Raw genomic sequence first — 15,438 nt, forward strand, 5'->3', positions numbered from 1 at the left:
GCCCCTCGGGCCCGACCCCAGGGTCTAGGACCGGCCCCCGGGCCCGACCGTCGCACCGCCGCCACCGATCGCGATGTCGGCCCACGCCGCCCGGTGGTCGCTCGCCCGGGCCCACAGCGCGTCCGGCACCTCGACCGGCGGCGCGCCGACGAAGCGCACGTCACCGGCGGCGAGGATCACGTCGAGGCGGCGCCGGGGAGCCCGCGCCGGGTACGTCGGCCGGTTCGGGCCGACGGGGGCGAGCCGCGAGGTGAGCAGCCGGTAGGCGTCCCCGTCCGGGCCCTCGTTGAGGTCGCCGGCGACGACGGTGGGACCGGGGCCCAGCCGCTCGAGGACCCGCCGCACGTGGGCGGTCCGCTCCGCGGCCCGTAGCCCGAGGTGGACCGACACGGCCGTCAGCTCGGCGCCGCCCGGGAGCCGGACCCGCGCCTGGGCCCAGCCGCGGGTGCGGTCCGGCCAACGCACCGGGAGCCGGTGGTGCGACGCGGCGACGAGCTCGACCCGTGGGGAGAGCAGCACCGTCGTCCCGCCGCTGCCGGTGTGCCGCCCGGTCCATCGCATCCCGCACGCCTGCGCGAACCGGCGCAGCCGGGTCGGCCCGAACAGCCGCCGGGGCACCTCCTGGAGGCACAGCACGTCGGCCTCGAGCGCCCGGACGACGGCGACGGCCGCGCGCCGGTCGTCGAGGAGGTCCCTCGTGTTGTACGTCGCCACTCTCAGTCGGTCGCTGCCCTGCACAGCGCTCATCCCTGCGTCCACACCTTTCCTCGTCGCCGCTCGACGCGGCCCGTCACGTCCCGTCGGCCGGCACCGCGGCGCCACCGCTCGGCATCGCGGTGTCGCCCGCGTCGGCCCACGCCATCCCGGCCGCCCCGACCCGCGCGAGGTCGGCCGCACCGACGAGCCCGGCCTCGTTGCCGAGCTCGGCCTGCACGATCTTCGCCGAGGGGCGGTAGCCGCGCCCCGTGAGCTGCCCCGCGAAGGCCTGCCGCGCCGGGCCCAGGAGGAGGTCGCCCGCGGCGCTCACTCCCCCGCCGATGACGAACGTGCCCGGGTCCAGGGCCGCGGCGAGGTCGGCGATGCCGACGCCGAGCCAGCGGCCGATCTCGCCGAGCAGCTCACGGGCCAGGGCGTCCCCCTCCCGGGCCGCCTCGGTGACGAGCGGTCCGGTGAGGTCCTCCGGGCGGCCGCCGACGCGGGCGAAGAGGTCCGTGGCGACCGGGCTGTTCGCCGACATGAGCGCCCGTGCCTCGCGCACGAGGGCGTTGCCGGACGCGTACTGCTCCCAGCAGCCGCGGTTGCCGCACTCGCAGCGCAGCCCGTCCGGCACGACCCGCATGTGCCCGAACTCGCCCGCGATGCCGAAGCGACCACGCACCACCCGGCCGTCGAGGACGATGCCGCCGCCGATGCCGGTCCCGAGGTTGACCATGACGAGGTGGCTCTCGCCGCGGCCGGCGCCGAACCGGTGCTCCGCCCAGGCCGCGGCGTTCGCGTCGTTGTCGACGAAGACCGGCAGCGCGAGGCGACGCCCCAGCGACTCCCGCAGCGGCTCCTGCCGCCACGACAGGTGCGGGGCGAAGACGACGGTCGAGCGGTCCGCGGCGACGAACCCGGCGGCCCCGATCCCGACGGCGACGACGTCGTCGCCGTGCGCGACGAGGTCCTCGACGACGGCGACGATCGTGTCCTCGACGTGCCGCGGGCTCTTCGACCGGTGCGGGGTGTCCCGGCGGGTGCGCCGCAGCACCCGACCACGGGCGTCGACGACGCCGGCGGCGACCTTCGTCCCCCCGATGTCGACCCCGACGGCGAGCGGCCCCAGCGCGGTGGGGGGAGGCGCCGTGGGAGCCGGCTCACTCACGGAAGGCCTCGTCCTCGGGGTCGCGCCGGGTCCGGTCGCGCTCACGCTCGCGCGCCGACGCGAGGTCGCCGAGGACGGTCGCCGCGAAGCCGGCGAGCTCGGAGAGCCCGGACAGGGTCTCGGGGCTGAGCCGGCGCACGAACGCCGAGGCTCGGCAGACCGGGCACCACTGGCAGACGGGGTCGTCGCACGAGAACGGCGCCTCGCCCGTGCCGCCGTCCGAGCCGCCGGTGTCGGAGGACCGCCCGATCGGGCGGGGCGAGGTGTCCGCGTCGACGTCGGGCGCGCTTGTCGACGGGCCGTCGCTCGGCTCCGTCGTCTCGGCGGCCTGCTGCTCGGTGGCCCGCTGCTCGGCGGCGTCCTGACCGGCCCGGCGCAGGCTCTCCAGGAGCCGCCCGGCCTCGTCGGCGACGCTGCCCAGGTCGTCGCTCCACCGCTGCGCGGTCATCGGCGCGATCAGCCCTCGACGCGCTTCTTCAGCTCGGTGAGAGCCGTGGTGATGATGTGCTTCTCGGCCTTGCGCTTCAGCATCCCGATCATCGGCATCGTGAGGTCGACCTCGAGGTCGTAGGTGACCCGGGTGCCGGCGGGGACCTCCTCGAGGGTGTAGCTGCCGGTCAGACCCTTGAGGAGGTTCGCCCGCACGAGGTGCCAGGAGATGACGCCGGAGCCGTCCTCGCCGACCGCCCAGTCGTACTCGAGCGTGTACTGGTCCTTGATCGCGCCGGCGTCGAGGACGAACTCGACCTGGTCGGCCCAGCCGTCGCCGTCCTCGCTGAGGACGTGGCACTCCTTCACCTGGTCGGCCCACTCGGGGTAGGCCTCGAACGCGGCGATGACGTCGAGCACCTGGCCGGGGTCGGCGGCGATGTCGACGGAGGACTGTGTGCGATCGGCCATGGCACGGCAGGCTACCCGGCGCCGGGGCATAGGGTGTCGGGAGCCGGTCGCCAGCGCACGAAGGAGCCCCACGGTGCACGAGACGTCGACGCCCCTGATCCTCCCGGAGACCTCCGAGGGCACGCTCGGCGACGTCCCCGCGTCGCTCGCGGCGAAGCATCCCGCCCGGGTCGCCTTCTCCGTCCAGGGCGACGGGGTGTGGACCGAGGTGACGTCGTCGACGTTCGCCGCCGAGGTCGACGCCCTCGCCAAGGGGTTCGTCGCCGCCGGCATCGGCACCGGGGACGTCGTCGCCATCATGAGCCGCACCCGGTACGAGTGGACGCTCGCGGACTTCGCCCTGTGGGCCGCCGGCGCCGTGCCCGTGCCGATCTACGAGACCTCCTCCGCCGACCAGGTCGAGTGGATCCTGTCCGACACCGGCGCGGTCGGCATCCTCGTCGAGACCGACGCCCACCTCGCCACCGTCGAGCGGGTGCGCGGCAAGGTCGGCTCGCTCGACCACGTGTGGGTGCTCGACCACGGCGACGTCACCTCGCTGAGCCGGGACGGCGCCGACGTCGCGGACGAGGAGCTGCTCCAGCAGCGGGCGGGGCTCGACCGCGACAGCCTCGCGACCGTCATCTACACCTCGGGCACGACCGGCCGGCCCAAGGGCGTCGAGCTGACCCACGGCAACTTCCTCACCCTCGCCGAGAACACCGCCGAGCGGATCCACGACGTCGTCCGCGTCGACGGCGCCGCGACGCTGCTCTTCCTCCCGCTCGCCCATGTCTTCGCCCGGTTCATCGAGGTCCTCGCCGTGACCGCCGGGGTGCGGATGGGTCACTCGTGCGACCTCAAGACCCTGCTCGACGACTTCGCGGCGTTCCGGCCGACGTTCATCCTCGCCGTGCCGCGGGTGTTCGAGAAGGTCTACAACTCGGCCGAGGCCAAGGCGGAGGCCGGGGGCAAGGGGCGGATCTTCGCCGGTGCCGCCGCGACCGCCATCGCCTGGTCCGAGGCCCTCGACGAGGGCTCCGTCCCGTTCGGGCTCAAGGCCCGCCACGCCGTCTTCGACAAGCTCGTCTACGGCAAGCTGCGCGCCGCGATGGGCGGCCAGGTCCAGTACGCGGTCTCCGGCGGCGCGCCGCTCGGCACCCGGCTCGGTCACTTCTACCGCGGCATCGGCATCAACATCCTCGAGGGGTACGGCCTCACCGAGACGACCGCGCCCGCGACCGTCAACGTCCCCGAGCGGATGCGGATCGGCACCGTGGGCCCGCCGCTGCCGGGCACCGACGTCAAGGTCACCGACGAGGGTGAGATCTGCATCCGCGGCATCGGGGTCTTCCGGGCCTACCGCGGCAACGAGGACGCGACGTCGGAGTCGGTCAAGGACGGGTGGTTCCACACCGGCGACCTCGGCGAGCTCGACGACGCGGGGTACCTGCGGATCACCGGGCGCAAGAAGGAGATCCTCGTGACGGCCGGCGGGAAGAACGTCGCCCCCGCCGTCCTCGAGGACCGGCTGCGCAGCCACCCGCTCGTCAGCCAGTGCATCGTCGTCGGCGACGGCAAGCCGTTCATCGCCGCGCTCGTCACCCTCGACGAGGAGATGTACCCGACGTGGGCCGGCAACCACGGCCTCGACGACGTGCCGTTCGGCAAGGCCAAGGACGACGAGCGGGTCAAGGCCGCGATCCAGGATGCCGTCGACGAGGCCAACACAGCCGTGTCCCGGGCCGAGTCGATCCGGGCCTTCGCGATCCTCGACCGCGACTTCACCGAGGAGTCCGGCCACCTCACCCCGTCGCTCAAGCTGAAGCGCGGAGTCGTGATGCGCGACTTCGGCGACGAGGTCGACGCGCTCTACGGTGGCTGACACGCTCTCCGGTGGCTGACTCCCTCTCCCGCGCCCGCTCGCTCCTGCTGCCGGCGCTCCTCGGGGCCGGCTGGCTCGTCTGGTTCGGCGTCCTCCAGTGGAGCGTCGTGCGCTTCCGGGTGCCGATCGTGCTCGCGCTCACCGCCGGGACCGTGCTGCTCGCGGTCTGGGTCGGGCGCCGGGTGCCCGTCACCCTGCCGCGGCGGGTGGCGGCGGTCGTCGTCGCCGGGTCGGTCGTCCTCACCCTGCTCGTCCCGCTGTTCTCCTACCTGCGCGGCGGGTGGCTCACGGCGGCGCTCGTCGTCGTCGTCGTCGCGGGAGCGGTGACCGCGGTGCTGCTCGCCCTCCCGGGGCGTGCGACGGCGGTCGCGGCCGCGGTCGTCGCCGGCCTGGGGCACGCGGTGCTGGCGGTCGTCACGGTGCTCGGGGACCCGGCACCGCGGATCGACGTCTGGGTCATCCTCCAGCAGGGCGCGGACGCGACGGCCCGGCTCGAGAGCGTCTACACGCAGGTGTGGACCGGCTCCCCCGGCGTCCAGGACCACTTCACCTACCTGCCGTGGATGGCGGTGCTCACGGCGCCGGGGCGCTGGGTCGCCGGGGACGTCCGCTGGATGGTGGCCGTGTGGTCGCTCGTCCTCCTCGCAGGGCTGTGGTCGCTCGCCGGCGGCCGTCGGGGGGACGTCGCGCGCGGCGCCGCGGTCGTCGGGCTCGTCGCGTTCGCGCCGGGGACGGTGACGCAGGTCGACCAGGCGTGGACGGAGCCGGTGCTCGCGGCGCTGCTCGTGTGGTGGGCCGTGCTCGTGCGGCGCGGTCACGCGTGGTGGGCCGTCGTGCCGCTGGCGCTCGCGTGTGCGAGCAAGCAGCACCTCGCGCTCATCGCGCCGGTGCTCCTCGTGTGGCACCCGTTCGGGTGGCGGCGGACGCTCGTGACCGGAGGGGTCGCCGGGGTGCTCGTCCTGCCGTGGCTCCTTGCGGACGCGGGGGCGTTCGTCGAGGACACGGTGACGACGCTGCTGACCTTCCACCCGATCGAGTTCGCGAACACCTGGTACCTGTACTTCCTCAACGAGCACGGGATCGAGCTGCCGTTCGCCGTGACGGGGGCGCTCATGGTCGGCGTCGTCGCCGTGGCGATGGTGGCGGTGTGGCGCCGGCAGCCGGGGCTCGACGAGGTGCTGCGGTGGCTGGCGCTCGTCCTCGCCGTCGTCAACCTCGTGAACAAGCAGGCGTTCTACAACCAGTTCTGGCTCGTCGCCGTGCTCGTCGCCGCGTCGCTCGCGGTCGGGGCGACGAAGGGCGGCGGGGTGACGAAGAGCGACGGGTCGACGAGCGACGACGGGGCGACGCGGGACGAGGTCGTCAGCGGGCGAGCCGGTCGAGCCGCTCCAGCCACCGACGGGTGAGCCCGTCGCGGTCGGTGCCGAGGACCCGAGGCATCGCCCCGTCGCACGTCTCCTCGGCCGCGGCCTCGCCGTCGGTGGACGCGCAGGCCCGCACGAGCGCGCGCAGCCCCTCCTCCCCGGCGAGGTCGACGACCGTCTCGGCGACCTGCCACGCGGCCAGGTAGCCGGTCTCGATCGGCCCGGCCTGCGGGTCGAGCGCGTCGGCGGTGGGGATGGCGTCCGGGCCGGTCCCGGCGCGGACCGCGTCGAGCAGGGGTGCGGCGAGGGTGCGCTGCGGCAGGTCGGCCCGGCCGTAGCCGACGTGGTCGGCGTATCCCTCTGACAGCCAGAGCGGTGGCGTGCCCGGGACGGTCGCCCGGACGGCGACGTGGACGAGCTCGTGGGCGAGGACGACGTCCCGGCCGACGGCGGTCAGGCGCGCCTGCGCGTCGGGGTCGAGGACGACCCGGTCGCCCGTGGCGCGACCGGTGTCGTCGAGCGGGCCGTCGGTGAGCGCGGCGACGGTCCCGGGTGCGCCGGACGGGGCCCCGGTGAGCGCGTCGGCCTCGGCGGGGGTCGCGGGCAGGAGGACGAGGGTGCGGCCGGGGGTGCGCTGCCACTGCCGGGCCAGACGCGGCAGGACGTCGTCGACGGTGCGAGCGGCGGCTGCGAGGGCGGGCGTGTCCGCGGTGCCGACGACGACGGCGTGGTCGCTGCGGCGGACGGCGAGGTCCGGCATCGCGAGCCACGGCGGCGCGGCTCCGGGGGCGACGGGTTGCTGGGCGGCGACGAGCCACCGACCGTCCTGCTCGACGACGCGGTAGCGGACGGTCGCGGTGCGGTCGCCCCGGTCGATGCCGTCGACCCGGTAGCGTAGCGTGACGTCGACGGCTGCGGGGTCGTCGACGGGTGCGACGACGTCGTGCTCGAGCCGAGAGAGCCCGAGCCGGCCGGCGGCGTCGAAGGCCGCGAGCTGGCGGGACCCTTCATCGTGGTCTGCGTCGCCGTCGCCGTCGGAGCCACCGTCGTCCGCGCCGGCCGTGGCGCCGTCGGGGTGCGCGACCGTCGCCGCGAAGGCGGCCCGGTCGCCGGCCAGGGTCGCCCGGTCCCGGGTCCGCAGCACGTCGGAGACGGCGGTCGCGGCCTCGCTCGCGCGGTCCGACGAGGTGTCGCCGGCGTCACCGCTCGGCGTCGTCGAGGCGGTCGAGCCGCTCGCCCCGGCGTCCGGCTCGTCGGCGGCAGTGCACCCGCCGAGGGCGACGGTCGCCGCGACGACGAGACCGACGGCGCGGCGTCGGTCTCGGGAGGTCACCGGCCCATCGTAGGAACGGGTCCTCAGCCGACGGCGCGGCCGGGCAGGCGGTACCTCTCCTCCGACGGCGGGTCGAGCCGGGCCCTGGCCCGGCTCGCGGTCTCGGCGTCGACGAGGCCGGCCCCGACGAGCCGCGTGACGGCGGCCCGCTCGTCGGCGTCGAGCGAGCCCTCGGTGCGGCTGGTGCTGATCTGCAGCAGGACCGGCACCATGCAGTCGTCGCAGTGCAGCTCGCGCACCGGGCAGGTGCGGCACTCGATCGAGATCACGTCGTCTCGGGTCATGCGTCTCACCCCTTCCAAGGTGTTGCCGACGACGCTAGAGGTGACCTCCGACAGTCCCCCGGGATCCGACCTCGGCCGACCCGAGCCACCGCCCCGCTCGTGAGCCGGCTCCGTGGTCGCGAGCCTCCTGCAGCAGGCTCGCGAGCATCCATCCGGCTCGGGAGCCACTACCCGAGGTAGCCGGTCGTGCGGTCCACGCGTCCGAGGAACTCCCTGACGGACTCGACGAGCTCGTCGTCCGACATGCCATCCAGGGGCCGTACGCAGCGGTCGGCTCGGTCATCCCCCGACGATGCCCGGCGGTTCGCGGCCGGGGCGACCCGTCGCGGGTCCATGATCTGCTGCATGAGGACCCTCGCGGCCGCGGCCGTCGTCGTGGCCGCGCTCCCCCTCGCGTCGTGCTCCCTCGCCCCTCTCCGGGACGAGGGCACCGGCGGCGGCAACGGGACGACCGTCACGCCCGGCACCGTCGCGGTCATCGGGCTCGGCGGTCTCGACCGGGATCGGCTCGGCCTCTCCGACGACGAAACGGTGACCATCACGGGCCTGACCGTCGACGGTGACGAGGTCGGCGCCGCCGCCGGGCAGGTGCTCGGGGTCCGGGTGTACGAGGTCGAGCCGGCCGGCGGGATCGGCGCGCTCACGACGGACGCCCTCGACCGTGTCGAGGGCGAGCCGGGTCAGGACGGATGGGACCTGCTCGACCCGGCGGGCGTCGTGCTCGGTGAGGCGCCCCTCGGGGCGGTCGTCCTCGTCCGCGGGCGCGAGCCCGGGCAGTGGTCCTCGGACACCCTCGTCGTGCGGTACGAGGAGGGCGGCGACCCCCACGAGGAGCGGCTCGACGTCGGTGCCGTCCTCTGCGTCCGGGACGACACCTCGGCCGGGACCTGCGACGCGTTCGACGGCGCGGACGGCTCCTGAACCGCCGGGCCGTCGGACCCGCGTGCCAGGGTGCTGGCCATGAGCGACAACGCCCCCCGCGACACCCGACCCGAGTCCGGGCTGAGCGAGGACGGCTTCTCCCCCGTCTGGGAGGACGACGACCGTCCTCGCATCCCGCGGGTCGCCGGAGAGCGTGAGGCTCTCGTCGCCTCCCTCGACCACTACCGGGCGACGCTGGAGATGAAGTGCCGCGGCCTTACCCCCGCGCAGGCCCGCACCCGGTCGATGCCCCCGTCGACGGTCTCGCTCCACGGGCTCGTCCGGCACCTCGCCGCGTGCGAGCGGTGGTGGTTCCAGCAGAATTTCGAGCGGCGCGACGTCCCCTTCCTCTTCGTCACGACCGACGAGCCGAACCTCGACTTCGACCCGCCGGAGGACTGCGACCTCGCCGCGGACCTCGCGACGTGGCGGGCCGAGTGCGAGGAGTCGCGGCGGATCGTCGCCGCCCACGACCTCGACGACACCGCGCGCCCGCTCGACTGGGACGAGGACGTCGACCTGCGGTGGGTCGTCCTGCGGATGATCACCGAGTACGCGCAGCACTGCGGGCACGCCGACCTCGTCCGCGAGGGAGTCGACGGGCGCACCGGCGTCTGACGCTCAGTCCCCGGTGGCTCGGCCGGTGGCGGCCCGGTCCCTTCCGATCTCCTCCAACAGGTCGACGACCGTCCGGACGGCGAGGCGCTCGTACCGGTCGGGCCGGCACAGGGCGACGATGCTGCGCCGGGAGCGGACCCCGGTGAGCGGCCGCAGCACGACGGTGCCGTCCCGCGTCGTGAACCGCGGCAGCAGCGCGAGGCCCACCCCGCGACCGACGAGCGACTCGACGAGCGCGTTGTCCCGCAGCCGCAGACGCCGGTCCAGCGACCGTCCGGTCGCCCGCTCGACGGCGACGAGGATCGTGTCGAAGGGGTAGCCGACGGGCACCCCGACCCACGGGTGGTCGACGAGGTCCGCGGGACGCAGCGACGCCCGTGCGGCGAGCGGGTGGTCCGGCGGCATCGCGACGTCGATCGGCTCGCGGGCGAGGACCCGGGTGACGATCCCCTCCGCCCCTGCCGGGACGTCACCTGCGAGGCTGTGCGCGACGACGACGTCGGCGTCGAGCGTGCGCGTCGCGAAGTCGGCCTCGGCGAGGTCGAAGTCGTCGAGGTCGAGGTCGATGGCACTCCCCCGCAACCGGTCGACGAGCTCGGGCAGGAGGGCGGTCCCGGCACTCGGCAGGGTGCCGATCCGCACCGTTCCGCTCGGCGCGCCCCGCACGGCGTCGAGCCGGGCCCGCACGCGGGCCATCGCCGCCCCCACCTCGTCGGCGCCGTCGGCGAGCAGCAGACCCTCGGCGGTGAGCCGCAGCCGACGGCCGTCCTGCTCGACGAGCGGCACCCCCATCTCGCGCTCGGCCGTCCGCAGCTGCTGCGAGACCGCCGACGGGGTCCGGAACGTCGCCTCGGCGACGGCCGCCAGGGTGCCGCGGGTCCGCAGCTCACGGAGCAGGTCGAGATGCCGGACGTCCATGTAGCCAGCCTAATGACTCGATGCAGAACTGTTCGCTTGTCCTGACGAGTCCTGACGCCCGAGACTCGACGTCGTGCCCACCCGCCACCTCCTCCTCGCCGTCCTCGTCGCCGCGCTGTGGGGCGTCAACTTCATCGCCATTCACGCCTCCCTCGAGCAGTTCCCGCCGCTGTTCCTCGTCGCCCTGCGGTTCGCGGTCCTCGCCGTCCCGACGCTCCTGCTCGTCCCCCGCCCGCAGGTGCCCACCCGGTGGCTGCTCGGGTACGGCCTCGGCTTCGGGACGGCGCAGTTCCTCTTCCTCTACCTCGGGATGGCGGCCGGCTTCCCCGCCGGCCTCGCCTCGCTCGTCCTCCAGGCCTCGGCGCCCTTCACGGTGGTCCTCGGCGGGCTCCTCCTCGGTGAGCACCTCACCCGACGCCGCGCGCTCGGTGTCGGCATCGCCGTCGCGGGGCTGGCGCTCGTCGGGCTGACGCGTGCGCAGGCGACGTCGTGGCTGCCGTTCCTCCTCGTCGTCCTCGGGGCCCTCGGCTGGGCGTTCGGCAACCTCGCGAGCCGGATGGCCGCCCCGCCGAAGCCGCTGCACCTCACGCTGTGGATGTCGGTCGTGCCACCGCTGCCGATGCTCGCCCTCTCGCTCGTCGTCGAGGGGCCGTCCCGCATCGCCGGTTCCCTCACGACCTCCCTCTCGGCGGAGGCCGCCCCTGCGTGGGTCGGGCTCGCCTACACCGTCGTCGTCGGGACGGTCGTCGGCTCCGGCATCTGGGTGTGGCTCATGGCCCGGCACCCCGCCGGGGTCGTCGCCCCCTTCTCGATGCTCGTGCCCGTCGTCGGCATCCTCGCGGCCTGGCTCGCCCTCGGCGAGGTCCCGGTCCCCCTCCAGCTCCTCGGCGGGGCGCTCGTGCTCGTCGGCATCTGGCTCGCCTCGCGGCCGGCACCGACCCGGTCGTCGCCGGACCCGCTGCCGGAGACCGAGCGCGTCCCGGTCTGACGGGTCGGGCGGCCGGGCGCCCGCGCGCCTCGGATGGGCTGTCGGTGCCCCGACCTACGGTCTGACGCATGACGATGGTCCAGGGCACGTTCGACGACCTGGGCACCCCGCTGTCGTCGGTGACCTTCGTCGTCGTCGACCTCGAGACGACCGGCGGCAGCCCCGCCGAGTGCGGCATCACCGAGATCGGCGCGGTCAAGGTCCGCGGCGGCGAGGTCGTCGGCGAGTTCCAGACCCTCGTCAACCCCGGCGCCCCCATCCCGGCGTTCATCTCCGTCCTCACCGGCATCTCCGACGCGATGGTCGCGGACGCGCCGCGCATCGAGACCGCGCTGCCGGCCTTCCTCGAGTTCGCCGCCGGCAGCACGCTCGTCGCGCACAACGCCCGCTTCGACGTCGGGTTCCTCAAGGCCGCCGCCGCCCGGACCGAGCGCGACTGGCCGGCCTTCCCCGTCCTCGACACCGTCCACCTCGCCCGTCAGCTCGTCCGCCGGGACGAGGCGCCGAACCACCGGCTCGCCTCCCTCGCGCGCCTCTTCCGCTCGACGACGACGCCCGACCACCGCGCCCTCCACGACGCCCGCGCCACCGTCGACGTTCTCCACGGGCTCGTCGAGCGGGTCGGCAACCTCGGCGTGCACTCCCTCGAGGAGCTGCTCGACTACACCGCCCGGGTCTCCCCCGCCCGTCGCCGCAAGCGGCACCTCGCCGACGGCCTGCCGGACGGTCCCGGCGTCTACATGTTCAAGGACGGCCACGGCCGGGTGCTCTACGTCGGCACGTCGGTGTCCATCCGTACGCGGGTGCGCTCGTACTTCACGGCCTCCGAGCACCGGCGACGGATGGGCGAGATGGTCCGCCTCGCCGAGTCGGTGACCCCCGTCGAGTGCGCGACGACGCTCGAGGCCGAGGTCCGCGAGCTGCGCCTCATCGCCCAGCACAAGCCGCGGTACAACCGGCGCTCACGCCACCCCGAGAAGGCGCTGTGGGTCAAGCTCACCGTCGAACCCTTCCCCCGGCTGTCCGTCGTCCGCGGCGTCGCCGACGACGGTGCCCGGTACGTCGGACCGTTCGGGTCGCGGGGGTCCGCCGAGGCCGCCGTCGCCGCCGTCCACGAGGTGCTCCCGCTGCGGCAGTGCGTCCAGCGGCTGTCCCCCCGTACCCCCAAGCCCGCGTGCGCCCTCGCCGAGATGGGACGCTGCGGCGCCCCGTGCACCGGCGCGCAGAGCGTCGAGGAGTACGCGGCGGTCGTCGACCGCGCCGCCGCCCTGCTGTCGGGCGGCACCCGCGACCTCCTCGACGCCCTCGAGACCCGGATGGCCGAGCTGTCCGGCGCCGAGCGCTTCGAGGACGCCCAGGTCGTCCGCGACCGGCTCGTCGCGCTCGTGCGCGGAGCCTCCCGCAGCCAGCGGCTCGACCCCCTCGCCCGCATCCCCGAGCTCGTCGCCGCCCGCCGGTCCGCGACCGGGGGCTGGGAGGTGCTCTGCGTCCGGTACGGCCGCCTCGCCGGCAGCACGAGCTCCCCCCGCGGCGCCGACCCGATGCCGTACATCGCCGCCCTGCGGGCCAGTGCCGAGTCCGTCGCGAGCCCGACCGCCCCCGCGACGGCCGCGACGCCGGAGGAGAGCGAGAAGGTCCTCCGCTGGCTCGAGGCCCCCGGCGTGCGTCTCGTCGACGTCGACGGCCACTGGACGTGCCCCGTCGGCGGGGCGGTCGCCCGTCGCGACGCCCTCGAGCCGCTCGAGGCCTCCCGCCGCCGGACGGCCGGGTTCGCCGAGACCCGTTGACCCCGATCGAACCGGCCCTACGTGGTGGACGGCCCGGACGCGTCGGACGGATCGGGCGCCCTTCCGGACGCGTTCCGTCCGCACCGCCCTCTACCGTCGGGCCCATGAAGCCCCTCCTCGACCTCGTCGTCCTCGACTGCCCCGACGCCCTGGCCCTCGGCCGCTTCTACGCCGAGGTCCTCGGCTGGGAGCTCGAGGACGGGTCCGACGAGCGCTGGACCACGCTCGTGCCGCCCGGCGGGGGCATCACCGCCGAGAACCTCGACGGCCGCACGACGCTGGCCTTCCAGCGGATCGAGGACTGGGTCGCGCCGACGTGGCCCGGCGGCGCGCACCCGCAGCAGTTCCACCTCGACCTCGCCGTCCACCGCATCGCCGACGCCGAGCCGGCCGTGCTCGCCGCCGGCGCCCGCGTCCACGACGTCCAGCCGTCCGAGAGCGGCTCGTTCCGGGTCTACCTCGACCCGGCCGGGCACCCGTTCTGCCTCGTCGGCGGCTGAGCCCGCCGCGCCGGACGCCGACCGGACCGACGGCTAGGCTGCCGGGGTGATCACCGCCATCGTCCTCATCTCCGCCGACGTCGACCGCATCCCCGAGGTGGCCCAGGAGATCGCCGACCTCGACGGGGTCACCGAGGTGTACTCGGTCGCCGGCGACGCCGACCTCGTCGCGATGGTCCGGGTCCGCCGTCAGGAGGCGCTCGCCGACGTCATCGCCGACCGGCTCAACAAGGTGAGCGGCGTGACCGGCACGAACACGCACATCGCGTTCCGGACCTACTCCTCGCACGACCTGGAGTCGGCCTTCAGCCTCGGCATCGAGGACTGACCCCCGGGTCCGGGCACGCGCCCGCAGCGTCCCGTCAGCCGGCGTCGGCGGCGAGGGCCCGGGTCGCGTCGGCCCAGTCCTGCAGCAGCCGGGCCGCGGCGCCGGAGTCCAGGGCCTCCTGCGCCCGCCGCACGCCCTCGGCGATGGCGGCGACGACCATCTCCCGCGTCGGTGCCGCCTCGGACGCGACGGCCAGCGCCATCCCGGCGTTGAGGACGACGGCGTCGCGGACCGGCCCGGCGTCGCCGGCGAACACGCGGCGGGCGACCTCGGCGTTGAAGGCGGCGTCGCCACCCCGGAGCGCCTCGACCGGCGCAGTCCCCAGCCCGACGTCCGCGGGCGAGACGGTGAACGTCGCCACGTCGCCGCCGGACACCCACCACACGGTCGACGTCGTCGCGAGCGTCAGCTCGTCGAGGCCGTCGTCGCCGCGGAACACCGCCGCGGGACGGCCGCGACCCGCGAACACCCCGGCCATGAGCGGTGCGAGCCGCGCGTCGGCGACCCCGACGGCCGCGTACGTCGGCCGGCCGGGGTTCGTCAGCGGGCCGAGGGCGTTGAAGGCGGTCCCGATGCCGAGCTCGCGGCGGGTGACGGCCGCGTGCCGCATCGAGGGGTGGAAGGCGGCCGCGAAGCAGAACGTGATGCCGACCCGCTCGGCGACGGTCGCGACGGCCGCCGGCGACAGGGTGAGGTCGACGCCGAGCTCCTCGAGCACGTCCGCGGACCCGGACGAGGACGACGCGGCGCGGTTGCCGTGCTTGACGACCCGCAGCCCCGTCGAGGCGACGACGACCGAGGCCATCGTCGAGATGTTCACCGAGTGCATCCGGTCCCCGCCGGTCCCGACGATGTCGACGCTCGGGCCGGGCACGTCGATCCGGTGGGCGTGCTCGAGCATGACGTCGGCGAGGCCCCGCAGCTCCTCGACGGTCTCGCCCTTGGCGCGCAGGGCGACGAGGAAGCCGGCGAGCTGCACCGGCGAGGCCTCCCCGCGCATCACCTGGTCCATGGCCCAGCCGGCCGCGTCGGTGCTCAGGTCCTCACCGCGCAGGAGGGCCGCGACGAGGTCCGGCCACGTGGGGGCGTCGGCCCCGGGGGACGGCACGACGTCAGCCGACGGCGACCCGCGACCGGGCGAGGCCGGCCACGGCCTCGGACACGGCGATCGGGTCGAGCGGGTGCGGCACGGCGTCGTCGGCGAGCGACCAGCCGGCGAGCCACGCGTCCTGCGGGCGCCCGGTGAGGACGAGGATCGGCGGGCAGCGGAAGATCTCGTTCTTCAGCTGCCGGCACAGCCCCAGCCCGCCGACGGGCACGGCCTCGCCGTCGAGGACGACGACGTCGACGCCGCCCTCGTCCATCGCCTCGATGACGGCCTCGGCGGTCGCGCACTCGTGCCAGGAGGCGACCTCCACGTCGCGCGCGGGCCGGCGTCCGGCGGCGGCACGGACGGCGTCGCGGGTCGTCACGTCGTCGCTGTAGAGGAGGACGCGGACCCGGTGCACGCCGTCCTTGCCGGGGGTCGTCGTGGGGCCGGCGGCGGCCTGCGAGTCGCTCATGGCGCCATCGTAGCGAGCGGGCCCGGCGCCGGGGTGCGCCGCCCGCGCGTCCGCCACCCCCGACCCCGTGGCCGAGAGGGGCCGTGGCGCTCGTCACACGTACCACTGCCGCCCCACGGTGACGGCTCGGCGACGGGCCCGAGGTTCTGTCGAGGCTTTCGGGGGGTCCCCTCGTCCCGACCCGGGGGTGGACGGCATAATGCGTGC

17 protein-coding genes are annotated in these 15,438 nt (G+C 75.1%); 8 read left to right on the plus strand and 9 right to left on the minus strand.

Annotation, left to right across the window (positions count from 1 at the left end; all coding sequences use genetic code 11):
• Positions 1-24: 24 nt before the first annotated feature.
• From KC207_RS07545 to KC207_RS07560, 4 genes are read right to left on the minus strand one after another with little or no spacing between them, the layout of a single operon-like run.
• A complete protein-coding gene (locus KC207_RS07545) occupies positions 25-747 on the minus strand; it encodes an endonuclease/exonuclease/phosphatase family protein (RefSeq protein ID WP_211602402.1) in 723 nt (240 codons plus the stop codon).
• A gap of 43 nt (positions 748-790) precedes the next feature.
• Positions 791-1,864, minus strand: coding sequence for an ROK family glucokinase (locus KC207_RS07550; RefSeq protein WP_249138621.1), 1,074 nt, complete (start codon positions 1,862-1,864; stop codon positions 791-793).
• On the minus strand, positions 1,857-2,312 hold the full coding sequence (locus tag KC207_RS07555) for a hypothetical protein (RefSeq protein WP_211602403.1): 456 nt from the start codon (positions 2,310-2,312) through the stop codon (positions 1,857-1,859). Before KC207_RS07555 ends, KC207_RS07550 begins: the two co-directional genes overlap by 8 nt.
• 8 nt (positions 2,313-2,320) lie before the next feature.
• Complete coding sequence (locus KC207_RS07560) at positions 2,321-2,764, minus strand: SRPBCC family protein (RefSeq protein ID WP_211602404.1); 444 nt, start codon at positions 2,762-2,764, stop codon at positions 2,321-2,323.
• A gap of 73 nt (positions 2,765-2,837) precedes the next feature.
• On the opposite strand from KC207_RS07560, the gene KC207_RS07565 reads away from it, so the two are divergent.
• Positions 2,838-4,628 (plus strand): AMP-dependent synthetase/ligase, encoded by a 1,791-nt coding sequence (locus KC207_RS07565; protein ID WP_249138622.1) that lies wholly within the window; start codon positions 2,838-2,840, stop codon positions 4,626-4,628.
• An 11-nt stretch (positions 4,629-4,639) separates the two neighbouring features.
• Positions 4,640-6,034: a hypothetical protein gene (locus KC207_RS07570; protein ID WP_211602406.1), complete on the plus strand. Its 1,395-nt coding sequence runs from the start codon at positions 4,640-4,642 to the stop codon at positions 6,032-6,034.
• Here the strand turns inward: KC207_RS07570 and KC207_RS07575 are convergent.
• Both KC207_RS07575 and KC207_RS07580 read right to left on the minus strand, forming a co-directional pair.
• A complete protein-coding gene (locus KC207_RS07575; RefSeq protein ID WP_211602407.1) occupies positions 5,991-7,325 on the minus strand; it encodes a hypothetical protein in 1,335 nt (444 codons plus the stop codon). The two genes, KC207_RS07570 and KC207_RS07575, sit on opposite strands and share 44 nt — an antisense overlap.
• A 23-nt stretch (positions 7,326-7,348) precedes the next feature.
• On the minus strand, positions 7,349-7,609 hold the full coding sequence (locus tag KC207_RS07580; RefSeq protein WP_249138623.1) for a hypothetical protein: 261 nt from the start codon (positions 7,607-7,609) through the stop codon (positions 7,349-7,351).
• A 345-nt stretch (positions 7,610-7,954) separates the two neighbouring features.
• On the opposite strand from KC207_RS07580, the gene KC207_RS07585 reads away from it, so the two are divergent.
• Both KC207_RS07585 and KC207_RS07590 read left to right on the plus strand, forming a co-directional pair.
• A complete protein-coding gene (locus tag KC207_RS07585) occupies positions 7,955-8,530 on the plus strand; it encodes a hypothetical protein (protein ID WP_211602408.1) in 576 nt (191 codons plus the stop codon).
• A 39-nt stretch (positions 8,531-8,569) separates the two neighbouring features.
• Positions 8,570-9,148: a DinB family protein gene (locus KC207_RS07590; protein WP_211602409.1), complete on the plus strand. Its 579-nt coding sequence runs from the start codon at positions 8,570-8,572 to the stop codon at positions 9,146-9,148.
• Between the two features lie 3 nt (positions 9,149-9,151).
• On the opposite strand, the gene KC207_RS07595 is transcribed toward KC207_RS07590, so the two are convergent.
• Positions 9,152-10,066, minus strand: coding sequence for a LysR family transcriptional regulator (locus KC207_RS07595; RefSeq protein ID WP_211602410.1), 915 nt, complete (start codon positions 10,064-10,066; stop codon positions 9,152-9,154).
• A gap of 73 nt (positions 10,067-10,139) precedes the next feature.
• On the opposite strand from KC207_RS07595, the gene KC207_RS07600 reads away from it, so the two are divergent.
• The 4 genes from KC207_RS07600 to KC207_RS07615 all read left to right on the plus strand — a co-directional run bounded on the left by KC207_RS07600 (position 10,140) and on the right by KC207_RS07615 (position 13,669).
• Entirely contained in the window at positions 10,140-11,054 is a 915-nt protein-coding gene (locus KC207_RS07600; RefSeq protein WP_211602411.1) for an EamA family transporter, read from the plus strand.
• A 68-nt stretch (positions 11,055-11,122) separates the two neighbouring features.
• Complete coding sequence (locus tag KC207_RS07605; protein ID WP_211602412.1) at positions 11,123-12,841, plus strand: DEDD exonuclease domain-containing protein; 1,719 nt, start codon at positions 11,123-11,125, stop codon at positions 12,839-12,841.
• 104 nt (positions 12,842-12,945) lie between these two features.
• Positions 12,946-13,341: a VOC family protein gene (locus KC207_RS07610; protein WP_211602413.1), complete on the plus strand. Its 396-nt coding sequence runs from the start codon at positions 12,946-12,948 to the stop codon at positions 13,339-13,341.
• A gap of 46 nt (positions 13,342-13,387) precedes the next feature.
• Positions 13,388-13,669: an Lrp/AsnC family transcriptional regulator gene (locus KC207_RS07615; RefSeq protein ID WP_211602414.1), complete on the plus strand. Its 282-nt coding sequence runs from the start codon at positions 13,388-13,390 to the stop codon at positions 13,667-13,669.
• A gap of 34 nt (positions 13,670-13,703) precedes the next feature.
• Here KC207_RS07615 and trpD read toward each other — a convergent pair whose 3' ends face one another.
• The gene (gene trpD, locus KC207_RS07620; protein WP_211602415.1) at positions 13,704-14,777 is read right to left on the minus strand and encodes an anthranilate phosphoribosyltransferase; all 1,074 of its coding nucleotides are present in this window, start codon (positions 14,775-14,777) and stop codon (positions 13,704-13,706) included.
• A 4-nt stretch (positions 14,778-14,781) separates the two neighbouring features.
• On the minus strand, positions 14,782-15,231 hold the full coding sequence (locus tag KC207_RS07625) for a response regulator transcription factor (RefSeq protein WP_211602416.1): 450 nt from the start codon (positions 15,229-15,231) through the stop codon (positions 14,782-14,784).
• Positions 15,232-15,438: the final 207 nt, after the last annotated feature.

Origin of the sequence: Phycicoccus avicenniae (genome assembly GCF_018139485.1) — a bacterium.
GTDB classification, from domain to species: domain Bacteria; phylum Actinomycetota; class Actinomycetes; order Actinomycetales; family Dermatophilaceae; genus Phycicoccus; species Phycicoccus avicenniae.